At 61.0% G+C, this 19,931-nt stretch carries 17 protein-coding genes; 10 read left to right on the forward strand and 7 right to left on the reverse strand.

The features are described from left to right. Window positions 1-76 precede the first annotated feature (76 nt). Window positions 77-472, forward strand: coding sequence for a hypothetical protein (locus J4E00_RS24915; protein ID WP_208178087.1), 396 nt, complete (start codon window positions 77-79; stop codon window positions 470-472). Window positions 473-768: 296 nt separating this feature from the next. Here the strand turns inward: J4E00_RS24915 and J4E00_RS24920 are convergent, their stop codons facing one another. Next, window positions 769-2,388, reverse strand: a complete 1,620-nt coding sequence (locus J4E00_RS24920) for a Na+/H+ antiporter (RefSeq protein WP_208178088.1) — start codon at window positions 2,386-2,388, stop codon at window positions 769-771. A 481-nt stretch (window positions 2,389-2,869) separates the two neighbouring features. On the opposite strand from J4E00_RS24920, the gene J4E00_RS24925 reads away from it, so the two are divergent. After that, entirely contained in the window at window positions 2,870-3,193 is a 324-nt protein-coding gene (locus J4E00_RS24925; RefSeq protein WP_208178089.1) for a hypothetical protein, read from the forward strand. Between the two features lie 83 nt (window positions 3,194-3,276). Here the strand turns inward: J4E00_RS24925 and J4E00_RS24930 are convergent, their stop codons facing one another. Both J4E00_RS24930 and J4E00_RS24935 read right to left on the reverse strand, forming a co-directional pair. Next, window positions 3,277-6,279, reverse strand: a complete 3,003-nt coding sequence (locus J4E00_RS24930; RefSeq protein WP_208178090.1) for a 7TM diverse intracellular signaling domain-containing protein — start codon at window positions 6,277-6,279, stop codon at window positions 3,277-3,279. Between the two features lie 334 nt (window positions 6,280-6,613). After that, on the reverse strand, window positions 6,614-7,069 hold the full coding sequence (locus tag J4E00_RS24935; protein ID WP_208178091.1) for a carboxypeptidase-like regulatory domain-containing protein: 456 nt from the start codon (window positions 7,067-7,069) through the stop codon (window positions 6,614-6,616). Between the two features lie 232 nt (window positions 7,070-7,301). Between J4E00_RS24935 and J4E00_RS24940 the strand changes: the two genes are divergently transcribed. From J4E00_RS24940 to J4E00_RS24955, 4 genes are all read left to right on the forward strand, one after another. Continuing rightward, window positions 7,302-8,759, forward strand: a complete 1,458-nt coding sequence (locus J4E00_RS24940; RefSeq protein ID WP_208178092.1) for a polysaccharide lyase family 1 protein — start codon at window positions 7,302-7,304, stop codon at window positions 8,757-8,759. A 236-nt stretch (window positions 8,760-8,995) separates the two neighbouring features. Continuing rightward, a complete protein-coding gene (locus J4E00_RS24945) occupies window positions 8,996-9,940 on the forward strand; it encodes an alpha/beta fold hydrolase (RefSeq protein WP_208178093.1) in 945 nt (314 codons plus the stop codon). A gap of 87 nt (window positions 9,941-10,027) precedes the next feature. Beyond that, the gene (locus tag J4E00_RS24950; protein ID WP_208178094.1) at window positions 10,028-11,107 is read left to right on the forward strand and encodes a sensor histidine kinase; all 1,080 of its coding nucleotides are present in this window, start codon (window positions 10,028-10,030) and stop codon (window positions 11,105-11,107) included. A 113-nt stretch (window positions 11,108-11,220) separates the two neighbouring features. Further along, window positions 11,221-11,967, forward strand: a complete 747-nt coding sequence (locus J4E00_RS24955; RefSeq protein WP_208178095.1) for a LytR/AlgR family response regulator transcription factor — start codon at window positions 11,221-11,223, stop codon at window positions 11,965-11,967. A gap of 13 nt (window positions 11,968-11,980) precedes the next feature. Here the strand turns inward: J4E00_RS24955 and J4E00_RS24960 are convergent, their stop codons facing one another. Beyond that, window positions 11,981-12,349, reverse strand: coding sequence for a glyoxalase superfamily protein (locus J4E00_RS24960; RefSeq protein WP_208178096.1), 369 nt, complete (start codon window positions 12,347-12,349; stop codon window positions 11,981-11,983). 149 nt (window positions 12,350-12,498) lie between these two features. On the opposite strand from J4E00_RS24960, the gene J4E00_RS24965 reads away from it, so the two are divergent. Next, window positions 12,499-14,004, forward strand: a complete 1,506-nt coding sequence (locus J4E00_RS24965) for an amidase (protein WP_208178097.1) — start codon at window positions 12,499-12,501, stop codon at window positions 14,002-14,004. A 46-nt stretch (window positions 14,005-14,050) separates the two neighbouring features. Here J4E00_RS24965 and J4E00_RS24970 read toward each other — a convergent pair whose 3' ends face one another. From J4E00_RS24970 to J4E00_RS24980, 3 genes are all read right to left on the reverse strand, one after another. Next, the gene (locus J4E00_RS24970) at window positions 14,051-14,554 is read right to left on the reverse strand and encodes a DUF421 domain-containing protein (protein WP_208178098.1); all 504 of its coding nucleotides are present in this window, start codon (window positions 14,552-14,554) and stop codon (window positions 14,051-14,053) included. 13 nt (window positions 14,555-14,567) lie between these two features. Beyond that, entirely contained in the window at window positions 14,568-15,095 is a 528-nt protein-coding gene (locus J4E00_RS24975) for an inorganic diphosphatase (protein ID WP_208178099.1), read from the reverse strand. Window positions 15,096-15,242: 147 nt separating this feature from the next. Further along, window positions 15,243-16,043, reverse strand: coding sequence for a S1/P1 nuclease (locus J4E00_RS24980; RefSeq protein WP_208178100.1), 801 nt, complete (start codon window positions 16,041-16,043; stop codon window positions 15,243-15,245). Between the two features lie 211 nt (window positions 16,044-16,254). On the opposite strand from J4E00_RS24980, the gene J4E00_RS24985 reads away from it, so the two are divergent. From J4E00_RS24985 to J4E00_RS24995, 3 genes are all read left to right on the forward strand, one after another. After that, window positions 16,255-16,680: a hypothetical protein gene (locus J4E00_RS24985; protein ID WP_208178101.1), complete on the forward strand. Its 426-nt coding sequence runs from the start codon at window positions 16,255-16,257 to the stop codon at window positions 16,678-16,680. A 42-nt stretch (window positions 16,681-16,722) separates the two neighbouring features. After that, a complete protein-coding gene (locus J4E00_RS24990) occupies window positions 16,723-17,703 on the forward strand; it encodes a glycoside hydrolase family 43 protein (RefSeq protein WP_208178102.1) in 981 nt (326 codons plus the stop codon). Between the two features lie 79 nt (window positions 17,704-17,782). Beyond that, entirely contained in the window at window positions 17,783-19,879 is a 2,097-nt protein-coding gene (locus tag J4E00_RS24995) for a T9SS type A sorting domain-containing protein (RefSeq protein ID WP_208178103.1), read from the forward strand. The last annotated feature ends 52 nt before the right edge of the window (window positions 19,880-19,931 follow it).

The raw sequence follows: 19,931 nt of genomic DNA on the forward strand, positions 1-19,931 counted from the left end.
GGCCCGGCTTCCACGTCGGCCAGACCTAGTAGCTCACGCCCGACTACTGGAATGCTGACAGCGCTATCTTGCGGGCATGTCAACCAATCGCATTCTCGCACTCGGTGCTGTGGCTCTGATGCTTTACTTGGGCTTTTTCTATGGGCTACGGGCCGCCTTCCCGCGCGCCGAAGTCGGGTACGATACGGCACTCACGGGTCGCATCACCGGAACCTTTATGAGTAAGCGCCAGCGCACCTTCTTCTTAAACGGCCAGAAATCTCCCCGCTATGACTTCGATGCCTTTGCCTTGATGACCACAACTGCTGGGCAGCTCCATGCTGGGTATGAACAGCGGGAAGGTAAGCAGCTCAGCCAGTACCTGCGTGTTGGGGATGTGGTCCGTAAACCAGCCCACGGCATTGCGCTCACGGTGCAGCGTGGCGACAGCCTGACTCAGTGGGTGTGCGCGCCATCGCAGACGACCCATTAGAAAAGCCACCTTGCTACTATGAGCTTCCACACCTTCAACTAGCTTTTACAAGAGGTGCAACTGACCTCCGTTAACCGCGAGGGTATATATCTGGCTCGGCGCTAGGATAACTTTCACCAGGCTCTGAACCTGTGCCAGATGACGGGTGGCTTCTTTGCCGAATTGAACACTATCACACTGGTACCAACAAAATGGGGGTTGACTTCGCCTTATTCGGGCTGCTGCGTATAGATAAACCGCTTCGGCCGTTTAACGCCTTTTTATTAGATAAAAGCCAATTGATAGTAGGGGAGGAGCTACTGTGAATCAGGCTTTAGTAGCTGTTTTTCGCGGAGCTTGTATTCTTCCAAATCCAGGATGGTGAGATACTTTCGAATGACTTCCTCATCGAATTCCGTGTGACGGTTCATCTCGTGTAACAAAGAGCGCTGCTGGTCAAGCAGCTCCAGATAAGCCTGATGGAAGTGGTGCAGGGCGCTATCTGATGGACTGCCGGGTGTTTCCAGTTCCTGGGCAAAGAAACTGGTGTCGAGCAGAAGGCGCGCCCGCAGATTGTGCAGGTAGTCGTTGGATGGGCTATCGGGGGTGGCTACCGATTCCACGTAGCGCAATGCCTGCTGGGCCAGCTTCTTTTGAAGAATTAGCTCCTGCTGCTCTTCCGGGATGGTAACATATCGGGCCCCTAGATCAACCTTCCGAATCAGCCAAGGCAGCGTCAGCCCCTGAAAAACGAGCGTGACCAAAATTACTACGAAAGTGATGAACAAGATGAGGTTGCGGTAGGGAAAAGGCAGCCCCTGCGGCGTGAGTAGTGGAATGGACAGCGCCGACGCCAGCGACACCACCCCGCGCATGCCGGCCCATCCCAACACCAGCGGCCCCCGCCAGCCCGGATTTGTATCGGCCACCGTGATGAAGCGACTGGCTACCTGCGTAAACACCGCCGCGCCAAATGAGCACAGCAACCGGCCCATCACCAGCGTGAAGGAGATAAGCAGGCCGTAGCCGATGGCCGAACTTAGCCCTCCGTCGCCGAGCTGCTGCGTGATGGTGGGCAACTCCAGCCCAATAAGCAGAAAAACCAGTCCATTGAGCACAAAACTCAGCACGGACCACACATCAATGCTTTCAATCCGGCTGCGGTAAGTCAGCATGGTGTTGCGCTTACTGGATAGCAGCAGGCCGCCGCTCACCACTGCCAACACTCCCGAATAATGGAAATGCTCGGCGGCGTAATACAGGCAGTAGGGCGTGAGCAGGGTCAGCACCGTATCGATGCTTGGTGTGGTGGGCAGCCAGCGGTGAATGGCATAGAATACCAGCCCCAGTCCCACCCCAATGAGCGTGCCCAGCACAATAACCAGGAAAAAGCTGCTCGCCGCCTGGCTGAACGCAAACTGCCCCGTGAGCACCGCCGCTAGCGCAAAACGAAACACAATCAGGGAAGAGGCATCATTCAGCAGGCTTTCGCCCTCAATAATGCTGACCATCATGCGTGGCACTTTCACCTGCCGCATAATGGTGGTGGCCGAGATGGCATCAGGGGGTGACACGATGCCGCCCAATAAAAACCCCAGCGCCAACGTGAACCCCGGAATAAGGGCATGCGATACCACCGCCACAATGCATGAAGTGATGATGACCACCGGAAACGCAAAGCTTGTAATCACCCGCCGCCACTTCCAAAACTCCTTCCACGACACCTGCCAAGCTGCCTCGTAGAGCAGCGGCGGCAGAAACACCAGAAACACGATTTCCGGGTCGATGCCAATGTTGGCAAACCACCCCGTGAAGCTCAGTGCCAGCCCACCCAGCACCAGCACAATGGGGTAGGCCAGCCGCATTCGGGTGGCTAGCATTACCAGCGCCAGAATAATGAGGACCAGAAATACGAATTCGAAGAACAGGTTTTGCATAGCGCGACGCCGGAAGTGAAACAACCCAAGCCCACTGCTGGGCTTGCGCAAGGTAATGCACCGCATGCGCTGCTGGCTAGTAGGTTATCCCGTTGCACTGAGTTTGCTGAAAGTGATGACGTGGCCAACACGGCTGCTTTGCGCAGACACCAGCGGTGCGGCCGGCCTACGGTGCTACAGCCGTAGTCCGTCGAGCAATTGCCCGGTGACTTGACTTGGTTGTGCTACTAGTGCACCGTGATGGCTTGCGGCAGTACGTCGGCGCATTCCGCCTGTTAATCGATGGAATGCAAATTGAGTAAGGAGTTAAATGTCTGTTTGGTAATTGTTTGTGTGAATCCATTGCTTTTGGCTTTGTCGGGTGTGGCACAGCACTTGTATCTGGAAGGGCAGACGCGTCAATAAAGAAACCCCGCCTAACGGCTCTGCTACTCGGTAGCTCACCCAAGATTCTTCCCAACCATTCAACGCAACTTTAGCCATGAAAACCTCCTTGCTTTCGCTCATTGCCGCCTTCGGCCTGTTTGCTTCCACCGCTGCTTCGGCCGCTGCTCCCACCGACCACAATGACCCGCGCCGCCTCTCGCCCATCGAACGGGCTCGCTACGAAAAAGCCCAGCGCGACAACGAGCGCCGCATGGCCCTGGAACGGGCCCGCTACGAAGAAGCCCAACGCAAGCAGCAGGCCCTGGAGCGCGCCCGCCTGGAAGCCCAGCGCCGCGAAGACCAGCGCAAAGCCGCCGAGCGCGCTCGTTGGGAAGCCCAGCACCGCAACGACCGCCACAATGGACGCTACGGCCGCTAACCTTCCGTTAAACCACGGATAACCAAAGGCCCCGAAGCTTCACGAAGCTTCGGGGCCTTGCTATGAGAGGGCTTTAAATGCGTCTACTGCCGTGCCACCTCGCTGGGCGGGTAACCAAAATGCCGCGAAAACACCGTGGAAAAGTGCGCCGGGCTGCCAAAACCCACTTGGTAGCTGATTTCTGAGACAGTACCCACTCGCTCCCGCAACAGTTCCAGAGCCCGTTGTAGCCGCGTCGTGCGGATGTACTCAGCCGGGGCCTGCCCGGTGAGGGCGCGTAGCTTGCGGTGCACCTGGGTCCGGCTCAACGCCACGGCCCGGCTAAGATGGTCGACATCGAAGTCGCTGTCACCCAGGTTTTCCTCTACCGTGCTTATCACTTTCTCCAGGAAATTCCGGTCGATGGATGAGAGGCGGGCGGGGGCACTGGGTTGGTCATTATCGGGCAGTGGTGGCAGCTGAGTAGATTGCGCCTCGGTGAGGGCCGCTTGCGGAGTGACGAGCGTGAACGTACGGTTGCGGTCACGCAGGGCTAGCAGGTTACGCACCTGTGCCCGCAACTCGCGCGCTGAAAAGGGTTTGCCCAGGTAGGCATCGGCTCCGGTTTCCAAGCCTTCCAGCCGGTCGGTGCCGGCCGATTTGGCGGTGAGCAGCACGATGGGGACGTGGCTGGTGGCGCTGTGAGATTTCAGCTGCCTTACCACGCCGTAGCCGTCGAGTCCTGGCATCATCACGTCGCTCACAATCAGGTCAGGCACATGTTCCAGGGCTAGTTCCACGCCGCGCAGGCCGTCGGGTGCCTCTAGCAGGCGGTAGCCAGCTGGGGCCAGGCTGGAGCGCACAAATTCCCGCACATCCTCATTGTCCTCAACAAACAGGACGACGTCGGCTTCCGCAACCGGCTCCGGATAATCGTCAAGTGATGGGGTGAAAGCCATCATTTCTGAGGAAAGAGCCGTGGACGCGAGCCGGCTGGCATCCGTTTCCGCCGAGGGGGCACCATTGACCGGCACCAGGTCCATGGGCAGGCGCACCGTGAACGTGGCTCCCTGGCCGGGCGGGCTGCTCACGGCCACGGTGCCGCCGTGCAGTTCGGTAAGCTCTTTCACGAGGGTGAGGCCGACCCCCGTGCCCGGCTGGGCACCCGGCACCGAAGGCGAAGCTCCTTGATAAAAGCGGTTGAACAGTTGCGGCAACTGGCTAGCCGCAATGCCAGGGCCGGTGTCGCGTACCATAAATTCTACGGCTGCGGGCTCAGCGGCTGTGGCGGGTACGACGCGCCAGCCCAGCACGACTTCGCCGCCGTTGGGGGTGAAGCGGAGCGCATTAGTGAGTAGGTTGCTGAGAATGGTTTCCAGTTTGGGCGCATCGAACACCAGGGGCAGCCGCACGGGGCCTTCGGTGCGAAACTGCACGCCCTGCGCCTCGGCCAGCGAGGCAAAAGTAGCCGCTTGCTGCCGGGCCAGGCTGGCGGCGTCGCCGGCTGTGGGCAGCAGCTCCATGGCGCCGGCTTCGAGCTTGCTAAGGTCCAGCAACTGGTTCACCAGGCGCAGCAGGCGTTGCGCATTGCGAAGAATCAGGCTGCCGCTACGGCGCGTGGTGGGGTCGGGATTGTCGATGGCCAGGTCTTCAGCCGGACCCAGTATTAGGGTGAGTGGCGTGCGGAACTCGTGGCTGATGTTGGTGAAGAAGTTGGTTTTTAGCTCATCCAGGCTTTTGAGCTGCTCGGAAGTGGCAAGGCTGTCGCGCAGCTCAGCATAGGCCTTTTCCAGCTCGGCGGCGCGGCGTGTGAGCTGCCGGTTGGCGGTTTGCTGCACCTCTTCCTTCTCACGTAGCGTGGCCAGGGCCCGGCTTTGGGCTTCCTGCTCGGCCGCACGGGCCAGGTTGAAGCGGCTGGCCAAGCCAAACGACAGAAACGCCATTTCCAGCACCCACGCCAGGCCCGTGCCGTTCATGGTCCAGCCATTGGCCGGCAGCACGTTCATTCGGGTCAGCGAGTAAACGAAAACGGCCAGGATAACCAGGCCCCAGCCGGCCATGTAGTAGCGGGCGGGCCGGTAGCCGGTACGCATCACGGCAATGCCAACGGTCAGCATGACCAAGCCCGTGAAGAAGGGCATGAACTGATAAATAAAGGAAAAGATGCCATCGGGAAGCAGGTAGCGGGCCACCAGCGGCAGCGGTGCCGCCACCGCCGAAGCCACCAGCAGCCAGTCAAGACGTGGCACCAGTCGCTTGGTATCCAGAAAGGAGCGGGCCATGAGCGCGCCAAACAAGGTGGCCGCCGTTGTCAGGACTAATAGCAGCAGCTCGTTATTGGCAGTGCTCAGAGCCGGGTAGAACCACCAGAAAAACAGCCCCTTCGACTGCATGTGCAAGCCGCAGAACGCCAGTACATAGGCCACATAATACAGATAGGCTACTTCCCGAATGGAAATGAACAGGAACAGGTTATATAGCCCCAGCATGAGCATGGTGCCCAGAAAAAGCGCCAGTCCAAGGTTTTCCCAATAGCTGAGCCGCTGGAGGGTGTGCTGCTCGCATAGGCTGTAATCGATGATGCCTCCCCGGGTTTGTAGGTATACCGTGACGGGCTGGCCCATGGGTAGGGGCAGCACCCGGTGGTAGCAGCGGTAGGGCACGGCTTGGTTTTGGGCCGCCAGGGAAGCCGGTCCCATTGCCAGCTCCTGCACGTTGCCATCGGGGCCCACCACATAAGCCGTAATTTTATTGGTGCTGGATAACTTGTTGCGGAGTATCCAAGTGGTGTGGGGCGTAGCGGCATTCACCACTGTGGTGCGCAGCCAGACTTCGCCGTTGCCGCCTCGTTCGTTGGGGGCATCTTGCTGGCTACGCCGGAAGCGGGCAGCCCACTCGGGGGCGCGCACCTGCGCCAGCGTCAGGTTATCTGGTTCGCTGGTGGGCACGGCTAATACGTCCCAATGGCGGCCCAAGGTGTAATCCTGAGCAGTATCGCGCAGAAAAAGCGGTGCCTGAGCTGCTACGCCGTGCATCTTGGCCAGCGCGAGCAGCACCAGCAGCCAGCCCCGCCACCTACCCCCAAACCAAGTTGTGCGGTTAGTCATCAGCTCAAGAAAAGGTGCACTGAAAATACCTGGATTGCCAGTCATAAACTGCCATTGTCCCATGATAAAGGTATATCTGCGCTATTAACTATCCGCTTGTCAAATAAATATGAATGCGCCTGTCTTTTGAATATGAGATAGTTAGGTGGGATGAGTTCAGCGAAAAAACAGTGGATGTTCAATGGGCGGCGCTCTACCTACGCTCTGTAAAGGGTATAGGTGCTATGCTGAATATAGAGTAAAAAGAACGTGCCACGCCGAGTTTTCACTCAGAGTGGCACGCTGCTGTTCAGTGGTTTTAGTCAGGCTAGGCCGAGGATTGCCCAGCACAAGGCTATTTCATGTTGGTGCGCCGATTGTTGAGGCGAGTGACTTGCCCAACCCGCTTGCCGCTGCGCTTGATGTGGGCAGTGGGGTCTTTTTCAAGTACCAGTCGCGGCAGGGTGCAATCAGTGAGGGGGACATCCTGGGGGATATAGCCGGCTGCTCCCACGGTTAGTTGCTGGCCTTCATACACTGTGTTCGAAAGCAGAAACTTGCCCTCCGAATCGGTGACGTAAATGTCGTGCGTGCCTTTCACGAGCAGCGTAGCACCCACAAGTGGCACCCCGTTGGGGTCGTAGACTTTTCCTACGAGCGGCACGCAAGCCAGCCGGCCGGACCGGGAAGCAGGTGCCGTCCGTTCGGTCGAGCTGCTGGCAGTAGGGGGCTGGGTGTCAGCGCGCTGAGCACTTGCTGGCCGGGTACTGCAAAACATGGCAACGGTGGCAACGAGAAAAAGTAAGCGCATAACAAGTCAACGTTTGGGGTGGGACAGGGGCGCGGTAGTGTGCCGGTTGGAACTCTAACAGGAAACAATATAACAGTCCTAACACGAAACTCATTGGGTAAAAGTTTCCGTCATATCCGGCAAGTTGAGCAGGCGACTTGCCCGAGCTTGGTATCACCTTTGTAAAGGGGCAAAGGACTATTCATCACGCATTCACACGGGCAGCCATAAATTGCTGCTTTAATCCAACTTCATGCAGTTTAAAATTCAACGGTTGCTGGCTTTTGGGGTGGCTGGGTTGCTGCCGGTGCTGAGCCCGGCGCAGGGCCTAGTCGCGTTTCCGGGAGCCGAGGGAGCAGGGCGCTTTACCAGCGGCGGGCGGGGTTCGTCGGCAGTGCCCACTACGGTGCTGGAAGTGACCAACCTCAGTGACGATGGCAAACCTGGCAGCCTGCGCTACGCCGCGCAGCTTAGCGAGGCCAAAGCACCGGCGCGCACCATTGTGTTTCGGATATCGGGCACTATCCACCTGCTTTCGCCGCTCACATTTAGCAAGGGCAACACTACCGTTGCGGGCCAGACGGCTCCCGGCGACGGCATTTGCCTAGCTGACTATCCGGTGTCGGTGAAGGCGAATAATGTCATCGTGCGCTTCCTGCGCTTCCGGATGGGCGACAAAAACCAGAACAAAGGCTTCGTGGACGGCGCGGGTGGCGACGACGCCTTTGGTGGCCTGCGCAATAACCACCTGATTATCGACCACTGCTCAATGAGCTGGAGCACCGATGAGGCCCTAAGTGTGTACGAAGGCGACAGCACCACGCTGCAATGGAACATGATGGCCGAGCCATTGAACTACTCCTACCACTTCGAAAAGGGGGATACCGACTTTGAGCACCACGGCTTCGGCGGCATCTGGGGCGGGCAGCATGCCTCGTTCCATCACAACCTGTTTGCGCACTGCAAAAACCGCACGCCGCGCTTCAACGGCAGCCGCTACACGCACCCGGCGGGCTTCGAGAACTGCGATTTCAGCAATAATGTCATCTACGACTGGGGCGAAAACAACGTGTACGCCGGCGAGGGAGGCAATTACAACATCGTCAACAACTACTACAAGCCCGGGCCCAGTACCAACGAAAAGGTGCTGGCCCAGGTGCTGAACCCTTACAAGATTGACAAGGAAAAAGGCCGGCTGCCCTATGGCAAGTTTTATCTGACCGGTAACTACGTGGACGGCTCTGCTGCCGTAACAGCCCGCAACTGGCGCGGCGTGGTGATGAACGGCGGTACCGCCGCTGATACGGTGCAGTCGAAGGTGGAAACGCCTTTTTCACTGGGACCCACTACCCTGCAAACGGCTCCCGAAGCTTACGAGGCCGTGCTGCGTGGCGCCGGCGCCATTGCCCCGCGCCGCGACACGCTCGACCAGCGCATCATCCGGGAAGTGCGTACCCGCACCGGCACTATCATCGACGTGCAGGGCCACTACCCGCACGGCACGGCCTACAGTGTGTCGCAGAAAGCCTGGCCGGTGCTGAAGTCCGCCGCCGCGCCCGCCGATACCGACCACGACGGCATGCCCGACGCGTGGGAGAAGGCCAATGGCCTCAACCCCAAGGACGCCGCCGACCGCGCCCTGCGTGCTACTGATGGCTACACGAATCTGGAGAGCTACCTCAATAGCTTGGTGCCGGCCGAAGCGAAGTAGGGAGCAAGTGGGTGAGCCGCAGTATAGATTATTGCCTCGGTAGCTCATCCGATTAGTTCCAGAAATGCATCCGATGCTCCCGGCTACGCGTCCGATGGCCTGGGTGGTGGTTGCCGTTCAACCGCTACCCAGCCCATTCAGCGGGCTGGATTACCGTTCGCGGGAAATGGGTTTCGGAGGCTGAAATGGGCCGGTAAGTTTGGGTCATTCAATCGCCAATAACCCCAACCAAACCCATGAAAACCGCTGCTTTCGCCCGTCGCCTGTCCTTGTCGCTGCTGTTGCTGAGTGCCGCTGGCGCGACGCAGGCTGCCACTCCTGCTGTACTTATGCACACTGTTATTGTGGATAACCCCGCCCAGCACCCCACCTTCACGGTGCGGGTGGTGGGCAAGGGCCAGCCCATGCTGCTGATTCCCGGCCTGACCTGCCCCGGTGCAGTGTGGGACGAGGCCGTGGCTCACTACCAAAAGCAGTACCAGTGCCACATCATCACGCTGGCCGGCTTTGGGGGCAGTGCCCCGGCAGCCACGCTGGCCGACCCGCTACTGCCCGCTGTGCGCGACCAGCTCCTGGCCTACATTAAAACCCAAAAGCTAAACAAGCCCGTGGTGATGGGCCACAGCCTGGGCGGCTTCATGGCGCTGGCTCTGAGTACGGCCCAGCCCGATGCCATCGGCCCGCTCGTGATTCTGGATTCGTTGCCTTACCTGGCAGCTGTGCAAAACCCTACTGCTACCGTGGAAACCGTGAAGCCTATGGCAGAGCAGACGCGCCAGCAAATGAAAAAGGGTCAGATGCCCATGGCAGCCCGCCGGCCGATGGTGGCCGGAATGGTGACCGATACCGCCCGTCAGACGCAAGTGGCCCGGTGGGGCGTGGCCTCGGATGCGCCCACCGTGGCCCAGGCCATGTACGACATGTACACCATGGACCTGCGCAACGACATCAGCCGCATCAAGCAGCCGGTACTGGTGCTCGGGGCTTGGGCTGCCTACGCGCAGTACGGCTCGACCAAGGAAAGCACCCGCGCTGTCTTCACGCAGCAATACGCCAAGCTCCCGCAGGCTCGCATTGAACTGTCGGAAGCTGGCCGCCACTTCCTGATGTACGACGACACTGCTTGGTTCCTGGCCCAGTCCGACGCGTTTCTGAAACAGCCTGCCGTGGCCAAGAAGTAGGGCATGTATTTAACTCACCGTGCAGCCCGTCATGAAGTTAATTTTGCAGACCTGCCTGCTCCGGCTTTTTCAATAATCCTTCCGCTCATGTCCCGCTCCTCAGCCCGCCCGCGCTTGTATTGGATTCTTCAGGTTGGCGGCTGGGGAGCGTATGGACTGCTGGGCGGCGTGCTGTCAGTGGTTTTTGGCAAATTCAGGCCGATAGTTGTGCCCATTGAGGTCATCGTGGCGGGTTCGATGCTGCTGGGCAGCCACGTGCTGCGGCTGTACTTGCGCCGCCACGGCTGGACGCGCCTGCCGCTGGCGGCGCTGCTGCCGCGGCTGCTGCTCGGCAACCTGCTGGTGGCGGTGGGGAGCATGGCCCTGACCGGGGTGCTGGTGTCGCTGCTGTTCTGGGCCCTGCAAACGGGTGAGTACGGCAAGGGCTTTCCGTGGCTGCAATACGTGGGCTACACGGCCAACTCATTTTTCTTTATGCTGCTGTGGTCGGCGGCGTATTTTAGCCTGCATTACTTCGACAACCTGCGCCAGGCCGAAATCGACAAATGGAAGCTGACGGCTGCCGTGCGAGAGGCCGAGATGCGCACCCTCAAGGCTCAAATTAACCCGCACTTCCTTTTCAACGGCCTCAACAACATCCGGGCGCTGGTGCTGGAAAACCCGGTGCGCGCCCGCGAGATGATGACCCACCTCTCGGACCTGCTGCGCTACTCCCTGCAGCTGAACAGCAGCGAGCAGGTGCCGCTGGCCCGCGAGCTTGAAATAGTGGAGCACTACCTCATCCTCGAAAGCCTGCAGTTGGAAGAGCGCCTGCATTTCTCCATCGACGTGGCGCCCGTGGCCCGGGAAGTGTTGCTGCCGCCTATGACGCTTCAGTTATTGGTAGAAAATGCCATCAAGCACGGCATTGCGCCCCGGCCGGGGGGCGGCGGCGTCCACATTTCGGCGCAGCTCGAACGGCCCGGGCAGGTGCTCATCACAGTGCGCAACCCCGGCCACTTCCAGCCCAACCCCGCCGCCCCCGACCACACCGGCGTGGGCCTGCCCAATGCCCACGAGCGCCTCCAAATGCTGTTCGGCCCCACCGCCAGTCTGGCTGTCGCCGACGATGCCCGGCAGGCCGATACTGTGACCGCTGAGCTGCGGCTGCCTTTATTGTCATCATGAGCTCGCCAAGGAGCTTATCACCGAAAAGCGGTTTGCAGTAACTCAAACGGTACAATCGGTAATAAGCTCTTAGCTGCGCGCAGGATGACTGACGACTTCCGAATTACCCATTTATGAACGTTCTACTAGTTGACGATTCGCGCCTGGCGCGCACCGAGCTGCGTCACCTGCTCCAGGCTTTCCCCGATGTGACGGTAGTTGGCGAGGCCCGCCACGCCGATGAAGCCCGTACCCAAATCCAGGCCCTGCGGCCCGACTTGCTGCTGCTCGACGTGCAGATGCCCGGCCAGACCGGCTTCGAGCTGCTGGCTACGCTGGAGGCGGCCCCACACGTCATCTTCACCACCGCTTACGACGAATACGCCCTGCAGGCCTTCGCCGTCAATGCCCTGGACTACCTGCTGAAGCCAGTGCAGGAATCCCGCCTGGCGGCTGCCCTGGCCAAAGCCCGGGCCCAGCTGGCCAAAGCCGCGCCGGCCGAAACTGCTCACGCTAGCCCGGCCGAGGAAGCTCCACTAGCCCCGCTCACGGCCCAGGACCAGGTGTTTGTGAAGGACGGCGAGCGGTGCTGGTTTGTGAAGCTGGCCGACATCAAGCTCTTTGAAATCAATGGCAGCTACACCCGCATTCACTTCGACCAGCACCGGCCGCTTATCCCGCGCACCCTGCAGCAGCTGGAGGCCCGCCTCGACCCCAAAGTTTTCTTTCGCGTCAACCGCCAGCAGATTATCAATCTGAAATGGATTGCCGGCATTGAGCCCTGGTTCAGTAACACGCTCAAGCTAACCCTGCGCGACGGCCCCGAAGTAGAGGTGTCGCGCCAGCAGTCCGTGCGCTTCCGGGAGCTGCTGAGCCTTTAATCATTCTTAGCTATCAACCCCCTTCCAGTGCGCCGGGCTCACAGAAGATGAGGCGGTTGCCGAAGGGGTCGAGAACTTCCATTTCCAATACCCGCTCATTCCAGTAGGCGGGGGCTAGGGTGGGTTGCATGGGCGGCTGGTCCTTGCTCATAAGCCGGCGGTGGTAGGCGGGCAGGCCCCGCACTTCCATGCGGACAGCGGCCCCCATGGCGCTGTCGGCGGGGCTGTCGCTGAGATGCAGCACCACATCGTTGCGCGAAATCTGTAGGTATACCCGGTTTCGCTTGGGCTGCTCTTCCCAGTCGATTCGAAAGCCCAGCCAGCCGATGTAAAATGCCAGCGCCGCAGACTCATCAGCAATGAGGAATACAGGTGTTACCATGTTGCGGAGAAGAAATCAGTAGAAAAAGCAGGCCGGCTTATCTGAATACGAAATATAATGATTTCCAGGTGATACAGGCCTTTGCGCCGGTACCTACGGAACTACCGCGGCTTTGGAGCTTGCCTTGGATAAGGAAGTACATTTAGCGCATGATTTCTTCTTCTGAATACGACCAGTTCGATGCCCTGGCCATGGCTGCCCTTGTGCAAACTGGCCAGCTCACTGCTGCCGAGCTGTGCGCCGCCGCCATTGCCCGCGCCGAAACGGTCAACCCGCGAATTAACGCCGTAGTGCAGCCGCTCTACGAGCCGGCCCGGCAGCGGGCCACGGCGGGGCTGCCCGCCGGGCCGTTTGGCGGTGTGCCGTTTCTGCTGAAGGATTTTGGGGCGCAGTACGCGGGCGTGCCGCACACTTCAGGCAGCCGGGCGCTACGCAGCTTCGTGCCCCAGGAAGATGCCGAGCTGGTACGTCGCTGGCAGGCGGCGGGCCTCAACATCCTGGGCAAAACCAACACCCCCGAGTTTGCCCTGATGGGCGTGACCGAGCCCCTGCTCTATGGCCCTGCCCGCAACCCCTGGCACCTGGACCACACGCCCGGCGGCAGCAGTGGCGGCGCAGCGGCGGCCGTGGCGGCGGGCATTGTGCCGGTGGCCGGGGCAGGGGATGGGGGCGGCTCCATTCGGATTCCGGCGGCCTGCTGCGGGCTGTTTGGGCTGAAACCCAGCCGGGGCCGGGTGCCCACCGGCCCGGAACAGGGCGAAAAGTGGCAGGGTGCGGCCGTAGAACATGTGCTCAGCCGCTCGGTGCGCGACAGCGCGGCCCTGCTCGACGCCACCTGCGGGCCCGATGCGGGCGCACCCTACTTCCTGCCCAACCCCGCACGGCCTTATCTGGAAGAAGTGGGCCAGGCCCCCGGCCGGCTGCGCATTGCCTTTAGCCTGGGACACCCGCTGGGCAGTGCCCTGCACCCGGAATGTGCCACAGCCGTGCGCGAGGCCGCTGGTCTGCTCGAAGGCCTGGGCCACGACGTGGAGGAAGTACCGCTGCCCTTCGATGGCCGGGCTGTGGCCACGGCTTTCCTGATGCTGTATTTTGGCGAAACCGGGGCCAATATTGCTGCCCTGAGCAAGCACTTGGGCCGTCCCGCCCGGTCCGCCGATGTGGAGCCCACCACTTGGCTACTCGGCTTGCTGGGCCGCACCTACACGGCCGCCGACTTTGCCGCCGCCCGCCACACCTGGAACGACAGCGCCCGCCGCATGGGCCGCTTCCACCAAACCTACGACCTGCTCCTGACGCCCACCCTGGCCACGCCGCCCGTGCGCATTGGTGAACTGCAACCCAAGCCCCTGGAGCAAAAGCTGCTGAAACTGGTGAACACTTTCGGCCTCGGTGGCCTCATTCGCCGCTCCGGCATCGTGGAGAAGCTGGCCGAGCAGAGCCTCGAAAAAACGCCCTACACCCAAGTGGCCAACCTCACAGGCCAGCCGGCCATGTCGGTGCCCCTGCACTGGACCGCCGACGGCCTGCCCTGCGGCGTACAATTCATTGCCCGGCTCGGGGCCGAGGACATACTGTTCCGCTTGGCGGGGCAATTGGAACAGGCGCGGCCGTGGTTCGATAAGCGGCCGGCGTTAGTAGAGAAGATGGGATAGAGCGCATTATGCTGCGCTAAACTTGTGCCCGTTGAGGAGGTTGCCGCTACTCTTGTTTCTTTACCACGCTGATGCTGCCGTCGCGTTCCAGGCGTACGGCTTCGGCATCTTCCACGGTGCCAATGTTACCGCTCTCGCGCAGGCCTTCGAGCAGGTCGTCGTGGGTGAGGTGGTTGCGGCGCAGGTTGGGCTCGTTGAGGCGGCCATTTTCGGCCAGCATGAGGCCCTCGCCCTTCACCAGCTTGCCCACAAAATGGCTGCGGAAGGCCGCCCAGGCCAGCACGCGGTGCAGCCCCACCAGCACAAGGCCGGCCAGCAGCGTGCCCCAAAACGGCGAGGCCGCTACCACAGCGCGGCTCATCACGGCTCCCAGCATGATTTTTACTACCATGTCGAAAGCTGTGTTGGCTCCGAATGTGCGCGCGCCCGACAGGCGCAGCAACGCCAGCACGGCGAAGAAAATCAGGATTGCCCTCGTCGTCATTTGCAGCGCCGTGATGGTGTGCGAGTCGGCATCGGGGCCAAAAAGCAAGTCCCAGAGTTGTTTCATGGCGCGATAGAAATTAGAGCAGTGCGTGCTTGAGCAGGGCGTGGGCGCGCTCGGGCCCCACGCGGCGCAGCACCCGAATGCTGCGGCCGTGTGCCTCGTTGTAGGAGCTGAAAAAGTGCTCGATTTCGTGCAGCATGTCGGTACTCAAATCGGTCAGGGCATGAATGCTTTTGTGCTCGTGCGAGTCGGCAGCCACGGCCAGCAGGCGGTCGTTGCGCACGGTGCTGCCGTCGTTTTCCCGCTGTTCCAGCTCCAGGGCCCCAATGAGGCGGGCCTCCACCACACAGCCCGGAAAAGTGGGTGCATCCAGAATAAGCAGCACATCGAGTGGGTCGCCATCCTCGGCTTTGGTAGAGGGCACGAAGCCGAAATCATACGGAAAGCTGTGTCCTTCAGGAAGCACGCCTTTCAGCTTGAAAACGCCCAACTCAGGGTCGAAAGCCACTTTATTGCGCTCGCCCTTAGGTATTTCAACTACTACGTGCACCCGTTGATGGGAGTGCGCTACGTGGGCGGGCAGCTGGTCAAATGAAGTCGTCATGGAGAAAGTCAGCGCTAGTCAGGCAGTTTATTCCCCTATGACGGGCAATATTATGGAGATGTTACTACGGCGCAGCTTAGCAAAAAGCCCCTGCCGCTACCGTGGCAGGGGCTTTTTGGGCATTATAGAACGGGCCTGTGGCGTTAGCTATTTGAACAGCTCGTTCAACTCGCCGGCCAGCCGGATGCCGGCTTTCAGAATCTGCTGCTGGGTGGTGGGGCCGAAGGTGGGGTAGAAGTGCCAGTCGAACTTGGGATTGGTGGCCGCACTGGCATAAATGGGCGGGCACAACTGGTACGACTCAAACAGCCAGGTCGTCACGTCATCCTTCTGCCACTGCTTGATTTGGGCCGGCGTGGCATGGTCGTAATCAGCCGCCATTTCGGTGTAGGTGAAGCCCGTGTAGTCCAGCAGGCCGCTGTCCCAGATGCTGTGCAGGTTGGTTTCATCCTTGCTGCGCCAAGTTACTTTGATGTCGTTGCCGCCTTTGTCCTCGGCGTGGCCGCCCACGTGCAGGGGCTGGTGCACGTCGCCCACCAGGTGCACCAGAAACTTCAGGGCTACCAGCTTTTCGGCGTCGCTCTTCTTGGGGTCTTTCAGGTCCTGGCGCATGTGTAGCAGGGCCTGGTAGGCATTGGTGGGCACGGCTGGCAGCGGCGTGGCATTTAGCAGCGCCGTGAAGGCGGGCAGGGTGAGCCCATCGGGTGTGTTGATGTAGTGCCAGGGCGTGGTGTTGGCGTATAGGGCGTCGCCGCGCAGCTCGTCGGCCCAGGTGCTCACGAGCGGCAGGGTTTCGGTGCCCAGCAGGCGGGCCACTTCGCGTTTGGCGGCAGAAGAGAGGTGGTTTTCGGCGATGCGCGCCACGGCCCGGTGGCCCACCAAGCCCCACGCCAGCAGGCTAAAAGGGGCACAGCAAAAAGCCAGCAGCGCAATACATTTTTTGAGCATAAAGGGAAATAAAGAGAGAAAGTGAATAAACAGTGGCCAATGCCACCTGCACAAAACAGCCTGCAAAGCTAGCCCGATAGGGATGCAGGTGGGCCATTAAGCCTGTGTTTCCATCATGGGCTGCTTAATCTACTGGCCCCAATGCGTCACAAGCACGGTTCGAGAGTAAATTTGACGCCCTGAACCTAATGCGTTCAATATTGCCGTCGCTATGCAGTTGCACCCCATCGTCGATTCCCCTCAGCTGTTCATCGGCCACGACGCGCACAACGGGTGGCTGTATGTTGATTGGAAAGGGGAGCACAACCAGGACTCTTCCCAGAATTGCTGCATGCAGATGCTGAACAGCCTGCGGGACTGGCCCTGCCACAAAATCCTTAACGACAATTCCAGCATCAGCCACACCACCATGCAACTGAGCGAATGGGGGGCTTGGTGGATTGGCGAAATGCGGCGGGCCGGCCTCCAATACATTGCCTGGGTCCTGCCGCGTAGTCTGATGGCCCGCCAGCAGGTCGAAGTAGCGGTAGCTGCCATCGAAGTGCCCCGCGTTACGACTTTCGACGATATTGCTTCGGCCTACGTATGGTTGCAGCAACAGCAGCCGGTGGCCCAACCCAGCCCGCTGGACAGGTGAAACGGGCCGGGCCGCTGCCAACTCTCCTCCGACGCGCGGCCTATGTACACCAACCCCATCATCGACGACAACTTCCCCGACCCCACCATCATCCATGCCCCGGATGGCTGGTACTACGCCTACGGCACTCAAACCAGGCGCGCTGGCGTCGTCATCAACCTGCAGATTGCCCGGTCGTCCGACCTGGTGAATTGGGAGCACCTCGGCGAAGGCTTGCCTGAGAAACCCGCCTGGGCACAGCAAAGCCAAAAAATATGGGCGCCGCACGTTAGCGAGCACGGCGGCCGCTACTACCTCTACTACTCCACCCGGCCCGATGGCGCCGACTTCTTCAGCCTGGCCGTGGCGGTGGCCGAGGCGCCGGCCGGCCCTTTCGTGGACAGTGGCCAGCCGATGTTGCCCGGCCCCGGGTTCACCTGCATCGACCCCATGGCGTTCGACGACCCCGCCACCGGGCAGCGCCTGCTGTATTGGGGCTCCGGGTTCGGTCCCATCTGGGTGCGCGAGCTGGCCGAGGACCGGCTTGGCTTCCAGCCTGGCAGCGAGGCAAAAGCCGTCATTCAGCCCAGCCCCACCAACGACCCCGATGACTACCACCGGCTGGTAGAAGCCGCCTGGGTGCATTTTCGCAACGGCTGGTACTACCTGTTTTTCTCGGGCGACAACTGCTGCGGGGCCAACGCCCACTATGCCGTGCTAGTGGCCCGCGCCCGCCACGCTACCGGCCCCTTCGAAACCCAGGCCGCCGCCCAAGCCAACCCCCACGCCGCCCTGCTGGCCGCCAATGCCCACTGGGGTGCCCCCGGCCACAACTGCGTCGTAACCGATGCCGCCGACCAGGACTGGCTGGCCTGCCACGCCATCGACCCGCTCCAACCCACTTTCGATGCTATCGACGACTCGGAAGGCTACTCGCGCCGCGCCCTCATCCTCGAACGGTTGCAGTACGATGCCGCCGGCTGGCCCGTAGTGGCATCGGATGCGCCCACCAACCAGCCCCAGCCTGCGCCCGTTGGCCGGTAGCGACTTAGATGCGTGGCGCTAAAGCACCGCGCCTGGGGCATTTTCCGTATCTTCGGCAGCCCTTGTTTTTACTTCATTTATGCCGCACTCGCTACTGTCTGTTCACCTTTTGCGTCGCCGGGTAGGGGCTGTGCTCGGGGTGCTTTTATTGGGGGCCAAAGCGGCCACCACCCAGGCCCAGCCCACCGAAATGCACTGCCTGATGCTGCCGCTGGAGCCGGCTGTCCGGGCCCGGCAGTCGGCAGTAGTGATTGAAGCCGAAGTGCTTGATGCCCGCAGCTTTTGGAATACGGCTCACACCCGGCTCTTTACCCGACACCGGCTGCGCCCCTTTGCCCTGCTGAAGGGCCAGCCCGCCGATACCACTGGCCTCGTACTCATCACCGAAGGCGGCCAGTTGGGCCTCGACCAGCAGCGTCTCACCAATACCCTCCAGTTGGAACCCGGCCAACAGGGTGTGTTTTTCCTCACGCCTGCACCCTGGTCGGGCCTGGTTCTCAGCCCGATGCAACGTGCCCTCACGCCCTTTGGCAGCGAGCAGGGTTTTATCGAATACAATACCAATGACGGTACCGCTACCGAGCCATTTCGTGCCTATCCAGCCATCAACACGGCTTTTTATCAGGATATAGCCCGCCTCACGGGGCAGCCGCGTCAGGCATTACAGGCCAATCCGACGCTGCTGGTCCGGCCCATGCGGCGCGGCATGGCGCCTACTATTTCTGGATTTTCGCCCTTGAGTCTGTCGGCGGGTACCGGCGCGGTACTCACCATTACGGGTGCGGGCTTTGGTGCCAGCCGGGGCAGCGGCTTTGTTGAGTTCAGAAATGCCGACGACGGCGGGGCCACCCGCGTGAAAGCCCGCGAATCGGATTACTTGGCTTGGTCCGATACCCGGATTCAGGTACGGGTACCTTCGGTGGCCAGCGGGGGGCACCCGGCGGGCTCTGGCTTGGTGCGCGTCACCACTTCCGACCAGTTTGGCGTGGAAACGCCCACGTCGCTGACCGTCGTCTACGCCCTCACTAACGTGGAAAGCACCGATGGCAACATCCTGCAGCGTCCCAATCACATTGCCCTGAACACCAACGACGGCATCAGCTTCCAGTTCAGCCCGAATTTCAACGCCAACGCCGCGGCGGCCTGGCAGCGGGCCCTGGCCACCTGGCGCTGCCAGTCGGGTATGAACTGGGAAGTCGGCCCCGCCAGCGCCACCAATGCCGTTGCCGACGATGGTCAGAACGTTGTCGCCTTCGACCAGGGCACCGAGTTGCCTGCCTCGGTGCTGGGGCGCACCACCAGCTACTATCGCGGCTGTTATGCGCCCAGCGGCGAGGTGGTGTTCTGGGTGAAGGAGATTGATATGCAGTTCGACGATGCCACCGTGTTCCAGTTTGGTCCGGCTTTAGCAATTGCGCCGCAGATTGATTTTGAGTCGGTGGCCGTGCACGAGCTGGGCCACGCCCAGCAGCTCAACCACCTCAACCTGCCCGGCGCGGTGATGCACTACGCCGTGGCCCGGGGCCAGAACAACCGCCGGCTCAATCCGCTCAGCGACATTGCCGGGGGGCGGCAGGTGCTGCGGGTGCGCAGCTTCCGCAGCCTGGGTTGTGGCGGGGCGGCTTTGCTACCTGCGCCGCTCACCAGCCTTGGCGCGCAGTACGCGGCCGGTACCGGCGTTACCGTAACCTGGGCCACTCGCGACGAATGCTTCCTAAGCGGCTTTACGGTGGAGCGTAGTACCGGCAGCGATACTACTGCCTGGCAGCCCCTGAGCACCGTGGCGCTCAATGCTACTGCCGGCCGGTACCAGATAGTGGATGCGCAGCCGCTACTTGGCCTGCACTACTATCGCCTCCGCCTGTTGCGGCCCGACGGCACGCGCGATAATGCCGCCCCGGTTTTGGCAAGCACCGAAGGCAACGAGCTAAGCATCTTCCCCAACCCCGTAGCCGACAACTACCTGCGCCTGCAATACCCCGCTGCCGCCGACGGTGCCGTTGTATTCCGTGTGTATGATGCGCTGGGTCGCCGGGTGCTCAGTACGGCACTCAGTTCCACCACCGGCCTGAACATACTGAATATTCCCCTGCCCAGCCTGCGCCCCGGCCTCTACGTGCTGAGCTGGCAGGATACGCAAGGCCGCACCGGTACCCGGAAATTCATACGGTTGTGAGCCCCATTTGAGCCGCTAAAACGAGTACCCCGAAGCCGTGCTTCGGTCCATC

This window comes from Hymenobacter negativus (genome assembly GCF_017571495.1).
Classification (GTDB): Bacteria; Bacteroidota; Bacteroidia; order Cytophagales; family Hymenobacteraceae; genus Hymenobacter; species Hymenobacter negativus.